Annotated in this window: 23 protein-coding genes and 2 pseudogenes; 13 read left to right on the forward strand and 12 right to left on the reverse strand. The window is 71.7% G+C overall.

From position 1 onward, the window contains the following. Positions 1–162 precede the first annotated feature (162 nt). Entirely contained in the window at positions 163–486 is a 324-nt protein-coding gene (locus tag ACIBM5_RS46370) for a plasmid stabilization protein (RefSeq protein WP_396012737.1), read from the reverse strand. Between the two features lie 203 nt (positions 487–689). On the opposite strand from ACIBM5_RS46370, the gene ACIBM5_RS46375 reads away from it, so the two are divergent. Then, the gene (locus tag ACIBM5_RS46375; protein ID WP_396012738.1) at positions 690–860 is read left to right on the forward strand and encodes a hydrophobic protein; all 171 of its coding nucleotides are present in this window, start codon (positions 690–692) and stop codon (positions 858–860) included. A 97-nt stretch (positions 861–957) separates the two neighbouring features. Here the strand turns inward: ACIBM5_RS46375 and ACIBM5_RS46380 are convergent, their stop codons facing one another. From ACIBM5_RS46380 to ACIBM5_RS46395, 4 genes and pseudogenes are all read right to left on the reverse strand, one after another. After that, positions 958–1,518, reverse strand: coding sequence for a hemerythrin domain-containing protein (locus ACIBM5_RS46380; protein ID WP_396012739.1), 561 nt, complete (start codon positions 1,516–1,518; stop codon positions 958–960). A 157-nt stretch (positions 1,519–1,675) separates the two neighbouring features. Beyond that, positions 1,676–1,879 (reverse strand): annotated as a pseudogene (locus tag ACIBM5_RS46385) (SpoIIE family protein phosphatase); the annotation flags it as partial. 49 nt (positions 1,880–1,928) lie between these two features. Beyond that, positions 1,929–3,110, reverse strand: coding sequence for a zinc-dependent alcohol dehydrogenase (locus tag ACIBM5_RS46390; protein ID WP_396012758.1), 1,182 nt, complete (start codon positions 3,108–3,110; stop codon positions 1,929–1,931). A gap of 334 nt (positions 3,111–3,444) precedes the next feature. Further along, positions 3,445–4,302, reverse strand: a complete 858-nt coding sequence (locus ACIBM5_RS46395; protein WP_396012740.1) for a Rieske 2Fe-2S domain-containing protein — start codon at positions 4,300–4,302, stop codon at positions 3,445–3,447. A gap of 123 nt (positions 4,303–4,425) precedes the next feature. On the opposite strand from ACIBM5_RS46395, the gene ACIBM5_RS46400 reads away from it, so the two are divergent. Next, positions 4,426–4,740 (forward strand): DUF6479 family protein, encoded by a 315-nt coding sequence (locus tag ACIBM5_RS46400; RefSeq protein WP_391583340.1) that lies wholly within the window; start codon positions 4,426–4,428, stop codon positions 4,738–4,740. Between the two features lie 153 nt (positions 4,741–4,893). Here the strand turns inward: ACIBM5_RS46400 and ACIBM5_RS46405 are convergent, their stop codons facing one another. Next, positions 4,894–5,403 carry an SRPBCC family protein gene (locus ACIBM5_RS46405; RefSeq protein WP_396012741.1) on the reverse strand — a complete coding sequence of 170 codons (510 nt, stop codon included), beginning with the start codon at positions 5,401–5,403 and terminating at the stop codon, positions 4,894–4,896. Positions 5,404–5,480: 77 nt separating this feature from the next. On the opposite strand from ACIBM5_RS46405, the pseudogene ACIBM5_RS46410 reads away from it, so the two are divergent. Then, a pseudogene (locus tag ACIBM5_RS46410) lies at positions 5,481–5,953 on the forward strand (thiamine pyrophosphate-dependent enzyme); the annotation flags it as partial. An 89-nt stretch (positions 5,954–6,042) separates the two neighbouring features. Beyond that, the gene (locus ACIBM5_RS46415; RefSeq protein WP_396012743.1) at positions 6,043–7,047 is read left to right on the forward strand and encodes an SDR family NAD(P)-dependent oxidoreductase; all 1,005 of its coding nucleotides are present in this window, start codon (positions 6,043–6,045) and stop codon (positions 7,045–7,047) included. A gap of 38 nt (positions 7,048–7,085) precedes the next feature. Here the strand turns inward: ACIBM5_RS46415 and ACIBM5_RS46420 are convergent, their stop codons facing one another. Both ACIBM5_RS46420 and ACIBM5_RS46425 read right to left on the reverse strand, forming a co-directional pair. Continuing rightward, positions 7,086–7,343: a hypothetical protein gene (locus ACIBM5_RS46420; RefSeq protein ID WP_396012744.1), complete on the reverse strand. Its 258-nt coding sequence runs from the start codon at positions 7,341–7,343 to the stop codon at positions 7,086–7,088. A 342-nt stretch (positions 7,344–7,685) separates the two neighbouring features. Then, the gene (locus ACIBM5_RS46425) at positions 7,686–8,297 is read right to left on the reverse strand and encodes a lytic polysaccharide monooxygenase auxiliary activity family 9 protein (protein WP_396012745.1); all 612 of its coding nucleotides are present in this window, start codon (positions 8,295–8,297) and stop codon (positions 7,686–7,688) included. A gap of 367 nt (positions 8,298–8,664) precedes the next feature. Here ACIBM5_RS46425 and ACIBM5_RS46430 point away from each other — a divergent pair, with 367 nt between their 5' ends. From ACIBM5_RS46430 to ACIBM5_RS46455, 6 genes are all read left to right on the forward strand, one after another. Next, a complete protein-coding gene (locus ACIBM5_RS46430; protein ID WP_396012746.1) occupies positions 8,665–8,862 on the forward strand; it encodes a hypothetical protein in 198 nt (65 codons plus the stop codon). 322 nt (positions 8,863–9,184) lie between these two features. After that, complete coding sequence (locus ACIBM5_RS46435; protein WP_396012747.1) at positions 9,185–11,653, forward strand: molybdopterin oxidoreductase family protein; 2,469 nt, start codon at positions 9,185–9,187, stop codon at positions 11,651–11,653. Continuing rightward, positions 11,650–12,132, forward strand: coding sequence for a hypothetical protein (locus ACIBM5_RS46440; RefSeq protein ID WP_396012748.1), 483 nt, complete (start codon positions 11,650–11,652; stop codon positions 12,130–12,132). The genes ACIBM5_RS46435 and ACIBM5_RS46440 overlap by 4 nt, the downstream gene beginning before the upstream one ends. Positions 12,133–12,406: 274 nt before the next feature. Next, on the forward strand, positions 12,407–12,721 hold the full coding sequence (locus ACIBM5_RS46445) for a DUF2795 domain-containing protein (protein WP_396012749.1): 315 nt from the start codon (positions 12,407–12,409) through the stop codon (positions 12,719–12,721). 323 nt (positions 12,722–13,044) lie between these two features. Further along, a complete protein-coding gene (locus tag ACIBM5_RS46450; RefSeq protein WP_391583325.1) occupies positions 13,045–13,332 on the forward strand; it encodes a hypothetical protein in 288 nt (95 codons plus the stop codon). After that, on the forward strand, positions 13,329–13,577 hold the full coding sequence (locus ACIBM5_RS46455) for a hypothetical protein (protein WP_396012750.1): 249 nt from the start codon (positions 13,329–13,331) through the stop codon (positions 13,575–13,577). Before ACIBM5_RS46450 ends, ACIBM5_RS46455 begins: the two co-directional genes overlap by 4 nt. Here the strand turns inward: ACIBM5_RS46455 and ACIBM5_RS46460 are convergent. From ACIBM5_RS46460 to ACIBM5_RS46470, 3 genes are all read right to left on the reverse strand, one after another. Next, complete coding sequence (locus ACIBM5_RS46460; protein WP_396012759.1) at positions 13,511–14,143, reverse strand: hypothetical protein; 633 nt, start codon at positions 14,141–14,143, stop codon at positions 13,511–13,513. The two genes, ACIBM5_RS46455 and ACIBM5_RS46460, sit on opposite strands and share 67 nt — an antisense overlap. An 11-nt stretch (positions 14,144–14,154) precedes the next feature. Continuing rightward, positions 14,155–15,363 carry a glutamate--cysteine ligase gene (locus tag ACIBM5_RS46465; RefSeq protein ID WP_396012751.1) on the reverse strand — a complete coding sequence of 403 codons (1,209 nt, stop codon included), beginning with the start codon at positions 15,361–15,363 and terminating at the stop codon, positions 14,155–14,157. Positions 15,364–15,585: 222 nt separating this feature from the next. Next, entirely contained in the window at positions 15,586–16,083 is a 498-nt protein-coding gene (locus tag ACIBM5_RS46470) for a MarR family winged helix-turn-helix transcriptional regulator (RefSeq protein ID WP_396012752.1), read from the reverse strand. A 107-nt stretch (positions 16,084–16,190) separates the two neighbouring features. On the opposite strand from ACIBM5_RS46470, the gene ACIBM5_RS46475 reads away from it, so the two are divergent. Both ACIBM5_RS46475 and ACIBM5_RS46480 read left to right on the forward strand, forming a co-directional pair. Beyond that, positions 16,191–16,991, forward strand: a complete 801-nt coding sequence (locus tag ACIBM5_RS46475; RefSeq protein WP_396012753.1) for an alpha/beta fold hydrolase — start codon at positions 16,191–16,193, stop codon at positions 16,989–16,991. Between the two features lie 289 nt (positions 16,992–17,280). Continuing rightward, complete coding sequence (locus ACIBM5_RS46480) at positions 17,281–18,387, forward strand: Ku protein (RefSeq protein WP_396012754.1); 1,107 nt, start codon at positions 17,281–17,283, stop codon at positions 18,385–18,387. A 36-nt stretch (positions 18,388–18,423) separates the two neighbouring features. Here the strand turns inward: ACIBM5_RS46480 and ACIBM5_RS46485 are convergent, their stop codons facing one another. Further along, positions 18,424–19,110: an SDR family NAD(P)-dependent oxidoreductase gene (locus ACIBM5_RS46485; protein ID WP_396012755.1), complete on the reverse strand. Its 687-nt coding sequence runs from the start codon at positions 19,108–19,110 to the stop codon at positions 18,424–18,426. A 101-nt stretch (positions 19,111–19,211) separates the two neighbouring features. Between ACIBM5_RS46485 and ACIBM5_RS46490 the strand changes: the two genes are divergently transcribed. Continuing rightward, positions 19,212–19,811, forward strand: coding sequence for a TetR/AcrR family transcriptional regulator (locus ACIBM5_RS46490; RefSeq protein WP_396012757.1), 600 nt, complete (start codon positions 19,212–19,214; stop codon positions 19,809–19,811). Positions 19,812–19,975 lie beyond the last annotated feature (164 nt).

Consider the following 19,975-nt stretch of genomic DNA (forward strand, 5'->3'; position numbering starts at 1 on the left):
GGCCCCCGCGCCGGCCCCCGTCCACCCACCCCCCCCCCCCCCCGCGCGGGGCCCCAACCCCCCCCCCCCCCCCGCCCCGCACCCCCCCGGCGCGGGGCACGGCGGCGGGTCGGGCCGCGCATCCGCGCGGAACCCGCGGGGGAGGGTGCCTCGGCCGTCGGGTCAGTGGCTCAGCGCGTGCTGGAGCTGCTTCTTGTTCATCGAGGAGCGACCCTTGATGCCCTGGCGCTTGGCGTCCGCGTAGAGCTGGTCGTAGGTGGGACCCTGCGCGCCGCTGTGCGAGCGCCGGCCGCCGCGTCGGCCGGCCGGTTTGTCCTCGACCGAGGTACGGCTCGCCGTCTTGGACTCACCGGACCGGGCGCGCTCCTTGTTCACCGTGCGGGCCGCGATCTCCTCGGCACGCTTGGTGCTTTCGCCGCGCTTCTTCGCGCTTTCCTTGATGTGCTCGTACTGACGTTCCCGCTTGGGACTCGATCCGCTGGGCATGCCGCTCACCTCGCGTGGGGAAAATCGGACGTCATGCCGCGTACCCGACAGCCGGGAGGACATGCGCGGCCGCACCGGTCGGGCCACCGTCGGTTCGGGCGGTCGGCCGCCCCGTCGAAGGCGCGACAAATCGTCAGGAAAAGGTGCGTGACCGTGGCGTGCGGACCCAAGGACGGGGCACAAATTCGGCGGAGGTGAAATCGATGATTCCCCTGCTTCTCGTCCTGCTCCTCGCGCTGATCCTGTTCGGCGCCGGGTTCGCGGTCAAGGTCCTGTGGTGGGTGGCCATCGCAGTCCTGGTCATCTGGCTCCTCGGCTTCCTCTTCCGTTCGGCCGGCACCGGCGGAAGGCGCGGCCGCTGGTACCGCTGGTAGAACCGCGCGGCCTCGCCGCGACCGCCGCGTGACCCGCCGGTTGCCGGGCCGGCGGGTCACGTGCGTCGTGGCGAGCCGCCGATCGGGGACTCCGGGGTCAGTGTCCGCCGCGGCCGGAGAGCAGGTCGCGGGCGCGGTCGACCAGGCCGAGACCCGGGGCCAGGATCCGGTCGGCGGGTGGTGTGTCGGGGGCGGAGGGGTGGGGGCGGGTCGGCGCCGTCTTCTTCGCCGCGCGGACCCGGTCGCCCAACACGTCCAGCACCTCGTTCGTGCAGGCGGCGGCGAGCAGGGGGAACAGCCGACCCTCCTCGTCGCGGACGTGTTCGCCCACGGCGAGCCGCAGGCGGGCGACCAGGTCGTCGAAACGGCCGTCGTCGGCGGGGCGGCCTTCGAGTTCCTTGAGGAGTTCCTCCACGGCGGCGTGGTCGGCGAGTTCCTTGTCGGCGATCGAGTCCCCGTCCTCGACGTGCTTGCGCACCGCCGGATACAGGTGCATCTCCTCCGCGACGGAGTGCCGGACCAACTCCATGGTCAACTCGTCGGCCACCTCCCGCCGCCGCGAGTCTCCGACCGGCAGGATCTCGATCCGTGCGAACAGCGCATCGACCTCGCGATGATCGACGGTGAGTTCCTCGATGACGTTCCCGCCGTGCCCCATGAAACCTGCCTCTTCTCGGTACGGCGAGCACCTGAGGCCCGCGCCGTCCCCCTCCGCTACCCGGCGAATCGGTGCGCACACATGAGCGGTTGGCGGGCGGGGGCGGCGGAAGGCGGCAGGACGGTGGACGTCGTGGCGCTCCTTCGCGAGCGCGCGGTCAGTGCGTGCTCGTCGGAAGGCCGTTCCACTGGCAGAACAGGACGGTGGCGTCGTCGTCGAGTCGGCCCCGGTGGTAGGCGGGAACGGTGTGGACCAACCGGCGCAGGGTCTCGGCGACGGGTAGGCCGTCGGCGTGATGGCGGATGACGAAGTCGGTGAATCGCTCCATGCCGAAGCGCTCCGCGTTGCCGTCGCGGGCTTCGGCCGGCCTGCGCGCGGCCCCGCCGCCGGGGCCGCGCCGGTCGAGTGGGTCAGGGGCGCAGCAGGACCTTGACGGTGCCGTCCTGCTTCTTCTGGAACCGTTCGTACGCCTGCGGCGCCTCGGCGAGCGGGACGCGGTGGGTGGCGAAGTCCTCGGTACCCAGCGGGTCGTCGTCCTCCAGCAGCGGCAGGATGTCCTTCACCCACCGGTGCACGTTCGCCTGACCCATGCGCAGTTGGATCTGCTTGTCGAACATGGTCAGCAGCGGGAGCGGGTCGGCCATCCCGCCGTAGACGCCGGAAAGCGAGACGGTGCCGCCGCGGCGGACCAGATCGATCGCGGTGTACAGCGCGCTGAGCCGGTCCACGCCCGCCTTGCGCATCATCTTCTCGGCGACCACGTCGGGCAGCAGGCCGGCGATCTGCTGGGCGAGCTTGCCCACCGGCGCGCCGTGTGCCTCCATGCCGACCGCGTCGATCACCGCGTCCGGCCCGCGACCGTCGGTGAGGGTCCGGATCGCCTCGGCGACGTCGTCATGCACGGTGAGGTCGAACACCTCGACGCCGCGCTGCTGCGCCCGGGCCAGCCGTTCGGGCACCAGGTCGACGCCGAACACGCGGGCGGCGCCCCGATGCAGCGCGATGCGACACGCCATGTCGCCGATGGGGCCCAAGCCGAGCACGGCGACGGTGCCGCCGGGCGGGACGGCGGCGTACTCGACCGCCTGCCATGCGGTCGGCAGCACGTCCGAGAGGTAGACGTACCGATCGTCGGGCGGCCCTTCGGGTACCTTGATCGGGAGTTTGTTGCCGAACGGCACCCGCAGGTATTCGGCCTGTCCGCCCGGGACCTGCCCGTAGAGCCTGGTGTAGCCGAACAGTGCGCCGCCCATGCCCTGTTCGCGCACCCGCGAGGTCTCGCACTGCGAATGCAGTCCCTGTGTGCAGGTGTGGCACACCCCGCACGAGACGTTGAACGGGATCACCACCCGGTCGCCGGGTCGCACGTGGGTGACCTCGGCGCCGACCTCCTCGACGATCCCCATCGGCTCGTGGCCCAGGATGTCGCCCTCGCTCAGGAACGGGCCGAGGATTTCGTACAGGTGCAGATCCGAGCCGCAGATCCCGGAGGAGGTGACCTTGACGATCACATCGTCCGGATCCTTGAGTGTGGGGTCGGGGACCGTGTCCACGCGTACGTCGCGCCTGCCGTGCCAGGTGAGTGCCTTCATCGCGATCATCTCCGGAGTCGAGTACTCGATGGACCGGCGGCCTCGGGGGACCCGCCGAGTCGCGGGAACCGCGACCGCCGGCCGGGCGGGGACATCCCGTACCGAATCGCCTGACCGATCGACACCCGATCAAACACGGGACGCCGGCCGATCGGGACCCGGTTGCGGACGCTCGCCGAACCCGACGTGATCGGGCGGGCGCGGTCGGTGGAGCGGAACCCGGATGCCTCGTCTCGTGGGCATGAACGCGGCGCGGTCGAGCGCCTCCGCCCGACCGGGGGCGTCGTCCGGGACCGGCCCGGACGCCGGGAACGCGTTCGGGCGGTCGCAGCAGCTATCCGGCGCCCGGCAGGCGGACCTGGAGTTCTCCGCCGAGGATCCGGGTCTCGAAGGCCGGTTGCGGGGCGGTCGCCGGGCCGTGCACGACCTCGCCGTCGGTGAGGGAGAACACGCTGCCGTGCCAGGGGCAGGTCACACAGCCGTCGGCGACCTCGCCCTGGGACAGCGGACCGGCCAGGTGCGAGCAGCGATCCGCGAGCACGTGCGCCTGCGCACCGTTGCGGACGACCAGCAGCGCGGTCTCGCCGAGGAGACGTCGGGCGGGCTTTCCGTCCGGAAGGGCGGACAGCAGACCGACGGAATGCCAGCGGGAGCCGTCGCCGACCACGTGCGGCACGTGTTCGGCGTGATTGACGCCGGTCGCCTGGCGGTAGGCGAGGTGCCCGCCGAGCAGGCCGCCCGTGCCGGCCGCGGCCAACCCGGCCAGGGCCAGCATCCGGCCGCGCAGTGGTCGGTTGCCCAGCCGGGCCAGCAGCGAGGCCGAGTACAGGCCCACCGCCACCGTGTTGCACGCGGCGTGCACGAGGCCCACCCGCTGCTGCTGCTCGTGCGTCTCGGCCCAGTCCACCAGCCCCGCGGCCGCGGCGGGCGCTGCGGCGCCGATGCCCACCGCGATCAGCACGGTGGACGCGGGCCCGGTCCGCGGCACGAGGTCGAGCATCGAGGCGGAGAGCCAGGTGCCGATGGGCACCTGCACCAGCGTCGGGTGCACCGCGTGCCCCAGTGGCACGCCGTGCAATGTGTCGCGGACCGGGCCCTGCGGCAGCCGGCCCACCAGTGTGCGTAGCCACGCCGCGGGACGGTCCAGGCCCTTGGCCTGCTCCAGGCGGCTTACCGTAGTCGTGATCCTCATGGGAACCCGCTTCCCGAGAACCGCGTCGACATGCCGGCCGGCGCGGAGTCCGCCGCACTCGACCACACTCGTCCACCGAGGTCGCCAGGCATCGCCGCGCCGAGTCGGGGTAGCGGTGCCGACATGACTGCTCTGGCACAGCTCGCCTCGGCTTCCCCCAAAACCGTCACCACGGTGGCGATCCTCGCTGCCCTGTTGATCGCCGTCCTGCTCATCATTCCGGTGGTCAGCGGAGTGCGGCGCAGGCGTCGCCCGCCGCCGGCCCCACCGCGGGACCTGCCCGCCGGCTCGACTCCGGACCCGGGGAGCGAACGCCGGGAGTCCGCGGAGATGCCCCGAGACGGGCATCGGCGCGGACCGCACGACCTGCCCGGGTTCGGCAACCTCGGTTCCCGACCGGCGGAGCCCGGCGCGCGCGAGCACGACAGGGACGCCTGACACGACCCGGACGCCCGAGTCGCGCGTCCGGGCCGACGACCGGGTCCCGCCCCCACCCGATGGGGGCGGGACCCGGTCGTCATGTGTGCGCGGGTCGGCTCCCACCCGGGCAGCCGCCTCGGGGGGAGCCGACCCGCGCGCACGGCGACGAGATCAGTGTCGGTCGGGGTCGGATTCGACATACGCGCGCAGGTGGTCCAGCGCCCGTTCCAGTACGTCTCCGACGGCCGGGCGAGCGGCCGGGTCGGCGGTGAGCGCGTCCACCGGCAGCGCCTCGCGGCCGTGCGAGCCGCCGAAGTCGCCGGGGTCGTGGGTCTGGGCCAGCTCGGCGTCCAGATCCGGCGGGTCCTCCGCGTCCCTGACGGTCGCGGTGACGATGCTGTCGACCTCGCCGGGCCCGCCCGAAACGACGACGGTGCCGCGATAGGGCGAGTCGCGTACGGCCCAGCCGATCCGGGTCGCCGGGCCGTCGCGATCCAGCGCGAGCGCGGCCCGCACGGCGGTCGCCCCCTCTCCGACGGTGACCTCCCAGGAGTCCTCGGCGACCGCGCCGACCTCGGTGACCGGTGGGAAGTAGCGCAGCAGTCGCAGCGGATCGACGAGCGTGAGATAGACCCGGTCGGCGGGCGCGGCGATGTGTACGGAACGTGTGTGAACAACCATGGCCTACTGCTGTCCCCTCGGATGCAACCCATGCGCGACCGCAGCGCGCGGCGGGCGGCGGTGATCAACTCGGCCATGCCGTTTACCGCCGCGAATGGAGCGATCCGCGGCTGGTCGTGGCGGTGCTCAACAACGGCGACCTGAACCAGGTCACCTGGGAGATGCGGGCCATGGAGGGCGCGCCACGGTTCGAGGCGTCGCAGGACCTGCCGGACGTCGCTACGCCGACTTCGCCCGTTCCCTCGGCCTGGGCGGGGTGCGCGTGGACAAGCCCGCCGACGTGGAACCCGCGTGGCGTCAGGCGCCGGCGGCCGATCGACCGTTCGTGATCGACTTCCGCACCGATCCCGCGGTGCCGCCGATCCCGCCGCACGCCACCCTGGAACAGATCGAGGCGGCCGCCTCGGCGATCGTGCACGGCGACAGCGACCGGGGCGGCATGATCCGGCAGGGCCTCAAGGCCAAGATCCAGGAGATGTTGCCCGGCGGTCGCGACCGCGAGGACCGCCCCGGGGCCGGCCGCCGGCCCGCGGCGGGGGGACCGGCGTGATTGCCAGGCGGCTGCGCGGGCATCGGTGTCGGCGGTGCTCTCGGCCACGAACGCGCCCGGAGCGGTTGCCGCAGGAGAAGGGAAACGCCGTGACCGACACCACGCACGCCGGTCTGCAGGGCCGCATGCGCTCGCGTACGAAGGCGGACGTGCGCGGCCGGATCGCACTCGTCACCGGCGGCTCGCGCGGGCTGGGTCTGCTGATCGCGCGCGAATTGGCCCGGTTGGGGGCACGGGTGACGATCTGCGCCCGGGACGAGGAGGAACTCGCCGACGCCGCGGCGCTGATCCGCCGCGACACCGGGCGCTCGGTGTCCTGGGAGCAGTGCGACCTGAGCGATGGTCGGGCCGTCGACGAGATGGTCGCGGAGGTGACCAGGCGGCACGGGCCCGTGGAGATCCTCGTCAACAACGCCGGGATCATCACGGTGGGCCCGGTCGAATCGCTGGACGTCGACGCGTTCCGCCGGGCGATCGAAGTCATGTTCATGGGCGCGGTGCGACTGACCCTCGCGGTGGTGCCGGGCATGCGCGAGCGCGGCGAGGGCAGGGTGATCAACGTGACCTCGATCGGCGGCCGGATCGCGGCGCCGCACCTGCTGCCCTACGACTGCGCGAAGTTCGCCGCGACGGGATTCTCCGAGGGCCTGCGCGCCGAACTCGCCGGTTCGGGCGTGAGCGTGACCACGGCGGTCCCCGGCCTCATGCGCACCGGCTCCCACCGGGCGGCCCGCTTCACGGGACGACGTTCGCGCGAATACGCCTGGTTCGCCGCCGCCGCGTCGCTGCCCCTGATCTCGATGGACGCCGAGCGAGCGGCCCGGCTGATCGTGCGCGCCGGGATCCGACGCAAGCCTGAACTCGTGCTGACGGCGGTGGCCAAGGCGGCCGTCCGCGCCCACGGCCTGGCCCCGGCCACCACGACCCGTGCGCTGTCCCTCGCCGCCCGGTTGTTGCCCTCGGCCGGTTCCTCGGCGAAATCCGGGGAGACCTCGGGTGCGAGCGAGCACGCGAAGGGGACCCGCTGGACCGACCGCGTCGCGACACTGGGCGAACACGCGGCCCGCCGCTGGAACGAACCCGGAACCTCCTGAACGGCCTGTGCCTCATCCGCGCTCGGCGCGGTCCCGGGTCACTCGTGTGCGCACAGGCAGGTCTTGTGGTCGGTATTGGACACGACCACGCACGCATGCCCCAGGGCGGTGTTCTCGTCCCGAACGAACAGCGTGATCTCCTCGCCCACGTTCAGGTTCAGGTCCCGGGGGACCACCGCGTTCCAGGTGTGCGGGAACGCGTCGCCGTCCACCGGCCAGTCGTGGACGTCCACGGTCACCTCGACCTCGTCGCGATCGGGCATGACCACGATCGCCCTTGCGCCCAAGATGTCCATGGCTCCAGTGTGTGCCGGGCACTTTCCGGCGGCGAACGGAGCGGTCCGTCCCGGGCCGGAAGCCGCCGGCGCGGCCGATCCGCGATGCCCGGGCAGATGCCGGGGCGCACCCTCGGAAACGCGGTTCTCCCGGCCGGGAATGTCGGACCGGCGCCGCCCGTTGTGATGAAACGTCGGTGAGGGTGTGCCCCCGGGCCCAACCATTGCCTCCGTGGAATACCGCTCGGCTGGAGCCACGGTGTGCCTTCCGCCGTGAGGCGGCCACCCTCGCCGGCCTTCGACGGCGCCGTCCCCGACCGGGGCGGCGCCGTCCCCGCTCTGCGCGTCGGCGACCTCCTCGGATCAGGAGCGGCTGATGTACGGCACGAACCGGAGGTCGACGGCCTGATACAGGGCGTCACCGGTGTCGGCGAATTCGCAGACCGCCAGGACGACGTGGTGCCCGGGCAGTCGCGCGGGCAGGGTGATCTCGTGCAGTTCCTGGACCCCCGCCCTGCGGCATTCGGTCGCCGTGCCGGGCGTGACGAGCGTCGCGAAGGGGGTGGCCTCGAACTGGGCTCGGCTCAGGGCCTGGGCGGGGTCCCAGCCGGTACGGGTGATGAAGTAGTTGAATCTGCGCACCGGGTACGGCGCGTCGAGTTCCCAGACGAACGGGAGCGTCTGGTTCGCGTACACCTCGGTGGCGCAGCGATCGTCGTGGATCTTGTCGAGCAGACGTGCCTGCGGTGAGCCGCAACTCGCGATGGCGCCGTCCTCGGGGGGTGGGTTGTTCGGCGCGTCCCCGCGGAAGGGGGCGCTGTCGGTGTGCGGGTCGTCGCGGCCCGCGGCTTCGAGGGGGAAGTGTTTGCCGGCGACGAGGCAACGGGCCTCCGCAGGCAGCAGGTATATCGCGGCGCGCGAGGGCGGTGAGACCACTGCTCCCCGGGGGTGTGTCGAGTCGTGATGGGTATCCATCCTTCCCTCCCCGTCTCGTCACGGAACGGGCATGTTCGAGTGCCGGCCGTGGGAGAGCCTCGCCCGTCGACCCGTCGCCAAACCCGCCTTCCGCGGGCAGCCTCCCGAAAGCGGGAAATGCCGCTCCGTCGACAGGTGTTCGGCGGCGGCACGGTCGGGTGTCGCGGTCGGGCGCGGGTGGTGCCCACCGGCGTGTGCGTGGTCGTGCGCCGGGGTTGTGGGCGACGACGTGACGTCGCGCATCCTCGTCGGGTGGGGGGCGGTCGTACCGGGCCGAATTTCGGCGGTTCGCCGTGCATGTCCGTGGCGGGCGCGGACAGTCTTGGTGGAGACGCCCGGGGTGGGCGGCCGGTGAGGAGCGTGGGTGATGGGGACGAACGGGGTCGGGCCGGAACGTTGCGCGGCGCGAGAGGCCGAGGAATCGGCGGGCGGTGAGGCGATGGCTCGGGCACTGATGTGGCTGTCGGACGCGTACTGGCGTTCCGCACCCGCCGACAAGGACCACCGGGTGCGGCAGGGCCGGATGCGCTCTCCCGGGGACGGGCCGGACGCTCCGCGTCGGTGACGACGGAGACGGACGGGAACACGGACGACTCGCGACAACGCGAAGGCGCCGCCCGGGGGCGGCGCCTTCGCTGACGCACGCGCGCGTCCGCGCGGCCGGTGCGGCGTGGATCGCGAACGTTGCGGGTGCCACCCACCGAGCCGCTTCGCCAACAGCGCCCCCTGGCCTGCTCGGCGTCCTTGCGGCTCGCACCCTGCGCGCGGCGGAAGGAATCCGCGCGCTCCGCATCGCTCCGGGCCGGCCCCGACGGGGACCCGGGGCGGTTTGTGGCCTGCCCCTTCGGGTAGCTCTCGCCGACATGGCGCAGGAGGGAAGGCCGCACGTGAGTCGCAAGGATCGTATTGCCGAGCCGTGGGGGACCCGCACGCCGTACGGACCGGGGCAATCCTGGCCGGTCCGGGTGGACACCCACTTGGCGCAGGGCGTCACTCCCGACGACGTGAACCGGTGGGTGCCGACCGCGTCGATTCTGCATTCCAACGGTGACGGGATGGACATCGCCGTCAAGGACGGCCGCATCGTGGGGGTGCGCGGGCGGGCCGACGATCGCGTCAATCACGGCCGACTGGGGCCCAAGGACCTGTTCGGCTGGCAGGCCAACGGCTCGGCCGACCGGCTGACCCGTCCGCTGGTCCGCGAGGGCGGCCGGTTGGTGGAGACCGACTGGGACACCGCGATGGACCGGATCGTCCGGCGAACCCGCGAACTCCTGGACGAACAGGGCCCCAGCGCACTGGGTTTCCACACCACCGGCCAGCTTTTCGCCGAGGAGTACTACACGCTGGGCGTGATCGCCCACGGCGGCCTGGGCACCAATCACCTGGACGGAAACACCCGGCTGTGCACCGCCACCGCCGCCGCCGCGCTCAAGGAGTCCTTCGGCTGCGACGGCCAGCCCGGCTCCTACACCGACATCGACCACGCCGACGCGATCGCCCTGTTCGGACACAACATGGCCGAGACCCAGACCGTGCTGTGGATGCGCGTACTGGACCGCCTTGCCGGCCCCAACCCGCCCGAACTGGTGTGCGTCGACCCCCGCCCCACGCCGGTGGCGCGTGCCGCGCGGGTGCACCTCGCACCGCGACCGGGTACGAACGTCGCGCTGATGAACGCGCTTCTGCACGAGATCATCGCCAACGACTGGATCGACCGCGACTATCTCGACACTCACGTGGTCGGCTTCGACGAACTGGAAAAGCGGGTCGCCGATTATCCCCCCGAACTCGCGGCCCGCATCTGCGACGTTCCCGCCGAGCGCATCCGTGCCGCCGCCCGCATCCTGGGCACGGCCGAGCGCCTGCTCTCCACCGTGCTCCAGGGCTTCTACCAGGCGCATCAGGCCACGGCGGCGGCCGTGCAGGTCAACAATCTGCATCTGCTCAGGGGCATGCTCGGCAAACCCGGGTGCGGTGTGCTCCAGATGAACGGCCAACCCACCGCGCAGAACACCCGTGAATGCGGCGCCGACGGCGACCTGCCCGGCTTTCGCAACTGGGCCAACGACGCGCACGTGGCCGAACTCGCCCGCCTGTGGAACGTGGCACCGGAGCAGATTCCGCACTACGCGCCGCCCACCCACCTGATGCAGATGTTGCGCTATGTCGAGGAAGGCTCGATCCGGCTGCTGTGGGTGTCCGGCACGAATCCGGCGGTGTCCCTGCCCGAACTCGCGCGCGTGCGCTCGGTGTTGTCCCAGCAGCGGTTGCTCCTGGTGGTGCAGGACCTCTTCCTCACCGAGACCGCCGAACTCGCCGACATCGTGTTGCCGGCCGCCGGGTGGGGCGAGAAGACCGGTACGTTCACCAACGCCGACCGCACCGTCCACCTCTCCGAGAAGGCCGTCGATCCGCCCGGGCAGGCCCGCTCCGACCTCGACATCTTCCTCGACTACGCCCGGCGCCTGGAGTTGGCCGACAAGGACGGGCAACCCCTGATCACCTGGCATGACCCCGAGTCGGCGTTTCGGGCCTGGCAGGAGTGCAGCCGGGGCCGCCCGTGCGACTACACGGGCCTCGGCTACGCCAAGCTCAGGGAGCGCGGCGGCATCCAGTGGCCGTGCGGTGACGACAGTCCGGACGGGACCGAACGCCTCTACACCGACGGTGGGTTCTGGAGCGACCCGGACCATTGCGAGAGTTACGGACGCGACCTGATCACCGGAGCGCCCGTGGAACCGGTCGAGTACCGGGCGATGAATCCGTCCGGAAAAGCGGTGATCAAGGCGGCGGAATACCTGCCGGCGCACGAGCAACCCGACGACGAGCACCCCTACGTGCTGATCACCGGCCGTACGCTCTACCACTTCCACACCCGCACCAAGACGGCTCGCGCGCCCCAACTCCAGGCCGCGGCACCGGAGGTGTGGGTGGAGCTCTCGGTCGACGACGCGGCGTCCGCGGGAATTCGCGAGGGCGACTTCGTCGAGGTCCGTACCCCACGCGGCAGCGTCCGCGCCGCCGCGCGGATCACCGAGATCCGCGACGGCGTGCTGTTCGTACCCTTCCACTACGGCTACTGGGACACCGAAACCGGATCCGAACCGGGATTCGACGGCGGTCGCGCGGCCAACGAACTGACGCTCACCGACTGGGATCCCGCCTCCAAGCAGCCGATCTTCAAGACCGCCGCCGCCGCACTGCGCCGGATCGGCCCCGGCGCCGGGCCCGCTCCCGCGCCCACCGTCGGCGCGAGCGCTCCGGCGGGACCGGGCATCGACGGCACCCGGGGCGGACCCGAGGCCGAAGCCGACGAGAATCTCGGGCCGGCACGTGAAGGGAACCCGTCGTGAAGATCGCACTCGCCCTCCAGGAACTGCATCACGACGAGCTGGACCTGGCCCGCGAACTGCTGCGGGTGGCCGACCGCCACCGGGTCGACCACGAGATCCGCCATCTCGGCGGCGACCTGGCCCGCTGGTCGCAACGTCATGCCCGGGACATCGCCGACCTCGGTAAACGTTTCGATCTCCACCTCGACGCCGAGCCGACCGAGGAGACGGGGGTCGCCCATCGCCTGCGCGAGAAGGCGGGCGAGCTGATCGGCCGCCGTCCCGACGCGAGTCTGTTGATGTTGCGCGACCTGCGCGAGGTCTATGTCAAGGCATCCGGGGTCTCCGTCGACTGGGTGATGATCGCCCAGGCCGCCCAGGGACTCAAGGACGCCGAACTGCTGGCCCTGGCCCGACGCTGCCACCCGGACACGTTGCGGCAGGTCCGCTGGGCCAACGCGAAACTCAAGGAATCGTGTACGCAGGTTCTGGTCACCTGACGCCTGCCGATGCGCACGGGGGACAGGGCGTGCGATGCGCCCGACCGTCTCCGGCGGGCCACGTGGCCGACGCCCGCTCGTCGGCGGTCGCCGGGTGGCCGTGAGGCCATGTGCCGGCTCCGTCGGCGTGGCTGCACCGTCCGTCCGCGCCCCGATCCCGGCGAAATCCGGATGCTCGCCAGGACTGTGGGTATGGGCGATCGTGCCCGGCCCCGGGTCGGGATCGACCGGTTCCCCCTTGGGACGGCTCATCGACGTGAATCGGATACACATCATGACCACTCACGAAAACGACGACGCTCCCGCGGACGAGACCGAGGAACTTCTCGAACGCACCTCGGGCGTGGGCGGAACGCCGCCCGGGATGAGCGCGACCGACGTGCGGACGCGGAGTGAATTGGCCCGGCATCTGGGGCGTGACGTCTACCCCGCGGATCGCGAGGCGCTCCTGGCGCGGTTGCGCGACGAAGCGGCCCCCGACCACCTGGTGGACCTCGTCGCCGGGTTGCCCGCGGACGGCTTCGACTACGAGAGCGTGCAGCAGTTGGCCAGGGCCCTCGGGCTGGGCACCGAGGACCACCGCACGTGAGCGGAATCCGACCCGCTCACGATGCCCGGGCCGCCCGACGTCCGGCCGGGCGCATCGCGGTGGGGGAGGGGTACGCGAGGGCGCACCGACGACACGCGCGACCGCTCGTTGAACGCGGGTCGCCGATGCGCTCAGCACCGGACGGCGGCATCCGTCGTCCGGGCGCGGGTGGCCTGTCAACGCCGTTCGGCTCACCCGCAAGATCACGTCTACCGCACTATGCGGACCGCTCAAACCAGTGTTCGAACCGTTTCGCGCGACGCGCCGGGTGGCCCGCGGCGCCGGGCGGAACCATGGCACGTCGATCGATCGAGGAAGTGGATATGCAGGCGGAAGACGCGAGGTTGTTGCACACACGCATCGGCGGGCGGTTCGTGGATCTGCCCGGAACACTCGACGGGATCCGGGAGGCGCTGCCCGAGGAGCGGCGGGAGGAGTTCGATCGCGCGGTGGGATCCGTACCGCTCGCGCACGTTCCGCTGGTGGCGGCGCGTTGGGGTCTGCCGGCGGAGGCGGTCCGGGAGGACGAGGCGTTGGTCGCACGACTCGAAGCCGGCGACGGCACGGGCTTCGTGGGACTGCACGAACCGGGTAGGGACGTTCGGGGATGAGCTTTCGGATGTGGTTCGCGCAGGACGCCCAGGCCGGCCTGCATGCCCTGCCGTCCGAGACGCGCAGGCGCTTCGACGCGGAACTGGGCCGGATCGCCGAGGATCCGTACCACCCGGACTCGCTGGCGATCACCGGACGCGACTTCCGGCACGTGCTCCTCGCCGGGTGCGTCGCCGCCTACCACGTCGACGAGGACGCCCGGCTCGTCTCGGTGATTCGCATCGAGGGCCCGGCGCCGGTTTGAACGCCCCGCGGCCTTCGGCGGGAGGGAGAACTCGCCACCGCCACGGCGGGCCCGGCGCGCGGACCGGGCCGGGCGGGGCGGGCCGGGCGGCCCGGCCCGGCGCGGGTCCAGAAGCAGGCCGGGGCCGGTGCCGTCTTGGTGGAGGGGCATCGCGGCCGGTGCGCGGTGGACGAGGAGTCTGCTCGACTTCCCGGCCCGGCCGTGTCGCGGGTGCGTGCGCGCACCGCACGAGGCCGACCGACGAGTCGGCGAGCGGCGTCGTGGTAGGAGGTCAGGATCCGGGCGGGGATGCCGAGTTCGCCCGTGCGCCCGGTGGCGTCGATGCCGGGGCAGGTGAGGATGACCTTGATCGGGTCGAGCATGCAGTGGCCCCGGTCGAGGCCGGTGAAGCCGTGCCAGTCGGCGTCGGGCTCCGGTTGCCGGCAGGATGCCTCGGTGCGCAGCAGGTCGAGCGAGGCGTCGGCGAAGTCGAGGGCACGGCCGGTGGCCGGATCGGTGACGGTAGGGGGCTGCCAGACACCGAAGAACCAGTCGTCGCAGCCGCCGCGCGTCGGGTGCGGCTCGATCGGCCGCGTCGCTAACGGCGGCTTTCCGGGGCCGCCGTCGTTTCGGCGGCGATCAGGTCCAGGAGCGCCTTGCTGCCGCCGCGGCGCATGGCCGCGCGTTGTCGTGCGGCGCCGCTCCCCTCGGCGAGCAATCTGTCCACCAGTGCGGTGACGCGCGGTTCGTCGCCGGCCTCCCGCAGAGCCGGTCGAATGTGGTCCATCAACCGGCCGATCAGATCCGCGGCCGGTACCCGACGAGGGATCCGCGGATCGATCAGCGCATCATCCAGGCCGTAGCGCGCCGCGTGCCATTGGGCCGAGGCCAGGAGTTCGGGGGCGGGGGTGGACAGGGCGGCGCCCGCCTCGTCCTCGGCGACGGCCGTGGTGATCAACGCGCGTACGATCCCCGCCAGCAGCATCGCGTCGTCCACGCGCAGTTGCACGTCCATCGCTCGGACCTCGACGGTGGGAAACCGCTCGGAGAGGCGGGCCTGCCAGTAGATCGCGCCGCGATCCCGCAGCGCTCCGACGTCCAGGAGGTCGTGCACGCGGCGGTCGTAGTCGTCGGCGTCGGCGAACAGCGGTGGGATGCCGCTGACGGCCCAGCGACCGAAGACGACCGTGCGCCAACTGGCGAAGCCGGTGTCGTCGCCGTGCCACAGGGGCGAGTTCGCCGACATCGCGACCAGGAGCGGCAACCACGGTCGCAGCCGATTGATCGCGGCGACGCCCGCACCGCGGCCGGGAATGCGGACGTGGACGTGCATCCCGTTGATCAACTGCTCGTCGACCAGTTGCGGGGCGTCGGCCTGGAGGGACCGGTAGCGCGGCCGGGCCGTGACCGAGGCGTGCCCGTCGGAGGCGAACGGCGCCGCGCCGCAGGCCGCGAGCAGGCATCCGTTCTGCTCCGCGGCGGCGGAGACCGCCCGGCGCATCCGCAGCAGGTGGTCGCCGACCTCGTCGAGGCTCTCGCACACCGGCGTCGCGACCTCCACCTGGACCTGGAGCAGCTCCGGCTGTACCTCGCCGTCGTGCAGCGCGGCCTGTAGGTCGGCCGCCGCACGCACCGACTCGGCCCGCGCGACCGGCTCCCCGTCGGCGCGGTTCAGCAGCAGATACTCCTCTTCCACCCCGAGGGTGATCACGGGCGGCCGCTGCGCACCCGACGACGGAGCCGGTACGGGCGCGGGAATCGGCGGGCGGGCCGCGGCCCGGCCGCGCGGGGAGGCGGGATCGGGCATCGTGAGCTCCTTCGCAACGGGTCGACCGCCGCCTACCCCGTGGGCATGTGCCCATGCGGGGAGTGGCCTCGGACGTCGGGTCGTCGGCCGCCCCCTCCGATGCGCCGCGACCGGGTCGTCCGAAAGCCGTTCCGCCGGCGCGAGTCGAGCAGGGCCCGGGCGCGGCGCGCCGGTGCACGGCACCGGACGCCGCGGAGCCCAGTGGGGAGGGAAGACGCGCCTTCAGCGGGGGGTGTCGCCGTAGGACCGGAGGAGCGTGGTCAGGGTCGCGGTGAAGTGTTCGAGGTCGGCGGGGTCGAGGGCTTCGAGGAGGCGGGCCTCGTTGGCGATGTGTTCGGGGAGCACACGGTCGACGACCTCCAGGCCGTGGGGGGTGAGGCGGATTCGGACCGAGCGGCGGTCGACGGTGTCCCGTACGCGGGTGACCAGGCCCTTGGTCTCCATACGGTCGACGCGCAAGGTGATCGCACCGGTGGTGACGAGCGATGACTTGAGGAACGCGCCGGCGGTCAGTTCGTACGGTTCGCCCGAGCGCCGCAGGGTGGACAGCACGTCGAACTCGCCGGGCTCCAAGTCGTAATGGGCCAGGAAGTCCTTGATCTCCTTGTCCCACATCCGGGAGATCCGCATGAGGCGGCCGACCACGCCGATCGGCCAGAAGTCGATGTCGGGGCGTTCGCGCCGCCATTGCGCGAGCAGTTCGGCCACGGCGTCGGGCATGTGCCCTCCTTGAAATATCTGAGCGCTCATCTAGTTGACGCTCAGCTAAGCGCTGATTATCTTAGTGCTCATCTTATCGGCTCTGGTTTATCGAGTGGGTGCTCATCATGCCTTTCACCTCCCTCCGTGACACCGAGGTGCACTACGAGGTCGACGGCCGCGGTCCGGGCCTGGTGCTCGTCCACGGCACCGGCGGCGACGCCGAGAAGGTCTTCGGGAACGTCGTCGGGCACTTCGGTGACGCCCGTACCGTGGTCCGCCCCAACTTCGGCGGCAGTGGCGCCACCACCGACGACGGCGGCGAGCTGACCGTCGACCTGATCGCCGACCAGGTGACCGCGGCCACCCGCGCCGCCGTCGACGGGCCGGTCGACATGCTCGGCTTCTCCCTCGGAGCGGTGGCCGCCGCCGCGGTCGCGGCCACCCACCCGGGGCTGGTCCGCAGGCTCGTCCTGGTCGGCGGGTGGGCGCACTCGACCGGCCCGCGCGACCGGTTCTACTTCGAGACCTGGCGCACGTTGCTGGACACCGACCGCGAGTTGTTCAAGCGGTTCTCCGCACTGACCGGTTTCAGTGCAGGCGCGCTGGACGGGTTCGGCCACGACGGTCTCGCGCAGTCCCTGGCCGACGCATGGCCTCCGCCCGGCATCGGACGCCAGATCGACCTCGGCGCGCGCGTCGACATCCGCGCACTGCTGCCCCGGATCACCGCCCCCACCCTGGTGGTCGGATTCGGCGGCGACGCCATGATCCCGATGGCGGGCTCCCGGCAACTGCACGAGGCGATCCCCGGCAGCCGGCTGGTGGAGGTCGCCGGCGAGGGGCACATGGACTGGTTCGCCGATCCCGGCCGGCTCGTCCGGATCACTCGGGAGTTCCTCGACGCCACCCCTGTTGCCGCGGCCTGACCGCCGGCCGCGGCGTCGTGGATGGCCTACGGGCCCTGATCCGTCGATCCTCAGGTGCGACAAAAGTCGGAAATGGGGTAAATGGGATCCGTGCGGTCGGGCGGGCATGTCGATCGCACCGGGGGACGCACCGGGACATGCGTCGTGACGCGGCCGGCCGGCAGGCGGGCGGCCCGTAGTCGGGCGGTCCGCAGGCAGGCGGACAGGCCGGCCGGGTCGACGTCCGGTGGTCCCGCCGTTTCGGCCCGGTCGGCGCTGCCCGACCCGATCGTCGACAGGAGGAGCGGGTATGGCGCGCGCGATCTGGAGTGGGGTGATCAACTTCGGGTTGGTCACCGTGCCGGTCGGTCTGTTCTCCGCGATCGAGGACCATACGATCCACTTCCACCAACTCCAACGCGGCACCGCCGACCGGGTCCGCAACCAGCGGGTGAACGAGCGCACCGGCAAGGAGGTGGACTACGCCGACATCGTCAAGGGCTACGACACCGGCGGCGGCCACTACATCACCGTGGAGCCCGAGGAACTCGCCGACATCGCCCCCGGTCGCTCGCGCAGCATCGATGTCAGCGCCTTCGTCGACCTCGCCGACATCGATCCCATCCATTTCGACAAGACCTACTACCTCGCTCCCGCCAAGTCCGAGTACGAACGCGTCTACGCCCTGCTCCTGCAAACGTTGGAACGCACGAATCGCGCGGGCATCGCCCTGTTCGTGATGCGCGGCCGCCAGTACCTGACCGCCCTGCGCGCCCAGGGCCGGGTGCTGACCCTGGAGACCCTGCATTTCGCAGACGAGATCCGCGACCCCGCCGCCGAACTCGACCACCTGCCGAAGAAGACCTCGTTCAAGGACCGCGAACTCGCGATGGCCGAACAACTCGTCGAGGCGATGGCCGCCCCCTGGCGTCCCGACGAGTACCACGACACCTATCGCGAACGGGTCGAGGAACTCCTGGAGAGCAAACGCCAGGGCCGCGAGATGGTCGCCGCCGACGAGGCCCCCGAACCGACCAACGTGGTCGACCTGATGGAGGCCCTGCGCCGCAGCGTCGACACCGCCGGTGCCCGCGCCGGCCGGTCCGGAACGGGGAAGCGCAAGAGCCAGGCCGCGGGCACCGCCAAGGGTCGGGCGGGAACGACCCGGCCACGGGGGAAGAAGGGCACCGCCGCCGGTGCGAAGTCCCGGCCCGGCACGGGCGACAAGGGCCGGAAGGGCGGCTCGGCGGCGAGGAAGGCCGAGGACCTGTCCGCGCTCACCAAGGCCGAACTGGCCCGCAGGGCGGCCGATCTCGACGTCCCCGGCCGATCCAGGATGACCCGCGACCAACTCGAGGACGCCGTCCGCGACGCTGGCGGCACCGCACGCGCCCGCGGCGGCCGGAAGGCGTCCTGAAGCAGCCGACCCCAGGGATGGACCCGGCCCGGTTCGCTACCACGGGACGATCTCGCCGTGCAGGTCCAGGAACTGGAGCCCGGGGGCGCCGGCCTGGGCTTCGAGGACGTCGACGACGGCCGGGATGCTCTCCCGGGGGGCCAGCGGCGCGTCGAATCCGCCGAGCCGGGTCCGGTTGTGGCCGGGGTCGATGAGCAGCTTGGTGTGTCCGTCGTCGGCATGGCGGGTGGTGTAGCTGCGCATCAGCTGGTTGAGCGCGGCCTTGGCGGCCTTGTAGAGCTCGTAGCCGGGCTCGGTGTTGCGCGAGATGCTGCCCTGGTCGGAGGACATGACCGCGACGGTTCCGCCGGGCACGACGAGTCCGCGGAGGGCCTCCAGGGCGCGCAGCGGGCTCAACGCGTTGGTGATCATCACCTCGGTGAACATGTCGGTCGGGACCTGGTCGATGGACAGGTTGCCCCGGTCGATCGCGGCGTTGACGAAGAGCAGGTCGAGGCGCACGCCCTCCAGGCGCTCGCGCAGCGCGGACAGGTCCGCGGGGCTGGTCATCTCCAAGGATTCGACTTTCAGCCGGCCGTTCGAGGCGTCGGCGTTGGCTTGCAGCTCGCCGCCGCTTCGGCGGGTCGTGGCGATGACCTGCCGGCCGCGTCGAACGAGTTCGTTCGCGAGGACGAGACCCAACCCCTGGGAGGCTCCGATGACGAGGGCTTGACGGTTGGACATGGCGGACACGCGCACTCCTTCGTGGTGGGGCGACTCTGTCTAGACGAGTCGTTGCGTCTACACAGTAAAGCACGAGGTCGTCGACGGATATGGTGTTTCGCATGTCCGTCACGAGTTCCCAGCCCCGCAGACCGCGCTCCGGCAACCGGCGTGACGAGGCCGCACGTCTGGCCGTGCTGCACGCCGCGGACGATCTGCTCGTCGAGCACGGCTTCGGTGCCCTCACCGTCGAGGCGATCGCGCGCCGGGCCGGCGTCGCCAAGCAGACGATCTACCGCTGGTGGCCCTCGAAGGTCGAGATCCTCCTCGACACCCTCATCGAGGACAGCGACAAACGCCTGCCCTTCCCGACGGAGGAGCCCACGGCCGAGAGCATCCGCGGCTACCTGCGCCGCTTCGCGCGCTTCCTCGCCCGCGACCCGGCAGGCAAGGTCCTGCTCGCACTCGTGGCGCAGGCGCAGCACGATCCCGACACGGCCAGGAGCCTGCACGAGCGCTACCTCGGTCCGCGCCGCGCCCGGGAACGCGACATGCTCGTGCGCGCCGTCGACGCCGGCGAGATCTCGCCCCGACTGGGCCCCGACATCGCGATCGACGCCCTCGTCGGCCCGATCGTCTATCGGGCCCTGACCGGGTCGAGCATCCCCCGCGATCTGGTGGACACCCTCGTCGAGGACCTGCTCAGGCCCCGCTCGGCGTGAGTGGCCGCTCGGGCGTCCGCGCGGCCGGTCGCCTCGTTCCCGACCTCGAACCTCCCGCCCGGGCGCGGCACTAGTAGGACTTCGTTAGGTCGGGATGGGTTCTGGGTGTCTTCGGGTGTTGGTTGGAAGTGGCCTGTGGCAGGTGGTGCAGGTTCCGGTCCAGC

The organism is Embleya sp. NPDC050493 (assembly GCF_044458105.1).
In the GTDB taxonomy this organism is placed as follows: Bacteria; Actinomycetota; Actinomycetes; order Streptomycetales; family Streptomycetaceae; genus Embleya.

What these genes read in the sequence shown, in the direction of transcription:
- ACIBM5_RS46370 (WP_396012737.1), bottom strand. Translation starts at nt 486, where the DNA reads ATGCCCAGCGGATCGAGTCCCAAGCGGGAACGTCAGTACGAGCACATC.
- ACIBM5_RS46375 (WP_396012738.1), top strand. Translation starts at nt 690, where the DNA reads ATGATTCCCCTGCTTCTCGTCCTGCTCCTCGCGCTGATCCTGTTCGGC.
- ACIBM5_RS46380 (WP_396012739.1), bottom strand. Translation starts at nt 1,518, where the DNA reads ATGGGGCACGGCGGGAACGTCATCGAGGAACTCACCGTCGATCATCGC.
- ACIBM5_RS46390 (WP_396012758.1), bottom strand. Translation starts at nt 3,110, where the DNA reads ATGAAGGCACTCACCTGGCACGGCAGGCGCGACGTACGCGTGGACACG.
- ACIBM5_RS46395 (WP_396012740.1), bottom strand. Translation starts at nt 4,302, where the DNA reads ATGAGGATCACGACTACGGTAAGCCGCCTGGAGCAGGCCAAGGGCCTG.
- ACIBM5_RS46400 (WP_391583340.1), top strand. Translation starts at nt 4,426, where the DNA reads ATGACTGCTCTGGCACAGCTCGCCTCGGCTTCCCCCAAAACCGTCACC.
- ACIBM5_RS46405 (WP_396012741.1), bottom strand. Translation starts at nt 5,403, where the DNA reads ATGGTTGTTCACACACGTTCCGTACACATCGCCGCGCCCGCCGACCGG.
- ACIBM5_RS46420 (WP_396012744.1), bottom strand. Translation starts at nt 7,343, where the DNA reads ATGGACATCTTGGGCGCAAGGGCGATCGTGGTCATGCCCGATCGCGAC.
- ACIBM5_RS46425 (WP_396012745.1), bottom strand. Translation starts at nt 8,297, where the DNA reads ATGGATACCCATCACGACTCGACACACCCCCGGGGAGCAGTGGTCTCA.
- ACIBM5_RS46430 (WP_396012746.1), top strand. Translation starts at nt 8,665, where the DNA reads ATGGGGACGAACGGGGTCGGGCCGGAACGTTGCGCGGCGCGAGAGGCC.
- ACIBM5_RS46445 (WP_396012749.1), top strand. Translation starts at nt 12,407, where the DNA reads ATGACCACTCACGAAAACGACGACGCTCCCGCGGACGAGACCGAGGAA.
- ACIBM5_RS46450 (WP_391583325.1), top strand. Translation starts at nt 13,045, where the DNA reads ATGCAGGCGGAAGACGCGAGGTTGTTGCACACACGCATCGGCGGGCGG.
- ACIBM5_RS46455 (WP_396012750.1), top strand. Translation starts at nt 13,329, where the DNA reads ATGAGCTTTCGGATGTGGTTCGCGCAGGACGCCCAGGCCGGCCTGCAT.
- ACIBM5_RS46465 (WP_396012751.1), bottom strand. Translation starts at nt 15,363, where the DNA reads ATGCCCGATCCCGCCTCCCCGCGCGGCCGGGCCGCGGCCCGCCCGCCG.
- ACIBM5_RS46470 (WP_396012752.1), bottom strand. Translation starts at nt 16,083, where the DNA reads ATGCCCGACGCCGTGGCCGAACTGCTCGCGCAATGGCGGCGCGAACGC.
- ACIBM5_RS46475 (WP_396012753.1), top strand. Translation starts at nt 16,191, where the DNA reads ATGCCTTTCACCTCCCTCCGTGACACCGAGGTGCACTACGAGGTCGAC.
- ACIBM5_RS46480 (WP_396012754.1), top strand. Translation starts at nt 17,281, where the DNA reads ATGGCGCGCGCGATCTGGAGTGGGGTGATCAACTTCGGGTTGGTCACC.
- ACIBM5_RS46485 (WP_396012755.1), bottom strand. Translation starts at nt 19,110, where the DNA reads ATGTCCAACCGTCAAGCCCTCGTCATCGGAGCCTCCCAGGGGTTGGGT.
- ACIBM5_RS46490 (WP_396012757.1), top strand. Translation starts at nt 19,212, where the DNA reads ATGTCCGTCACGAGTTCCCAGCCCCGCAGACCGCGCTCCGGCAACCGG.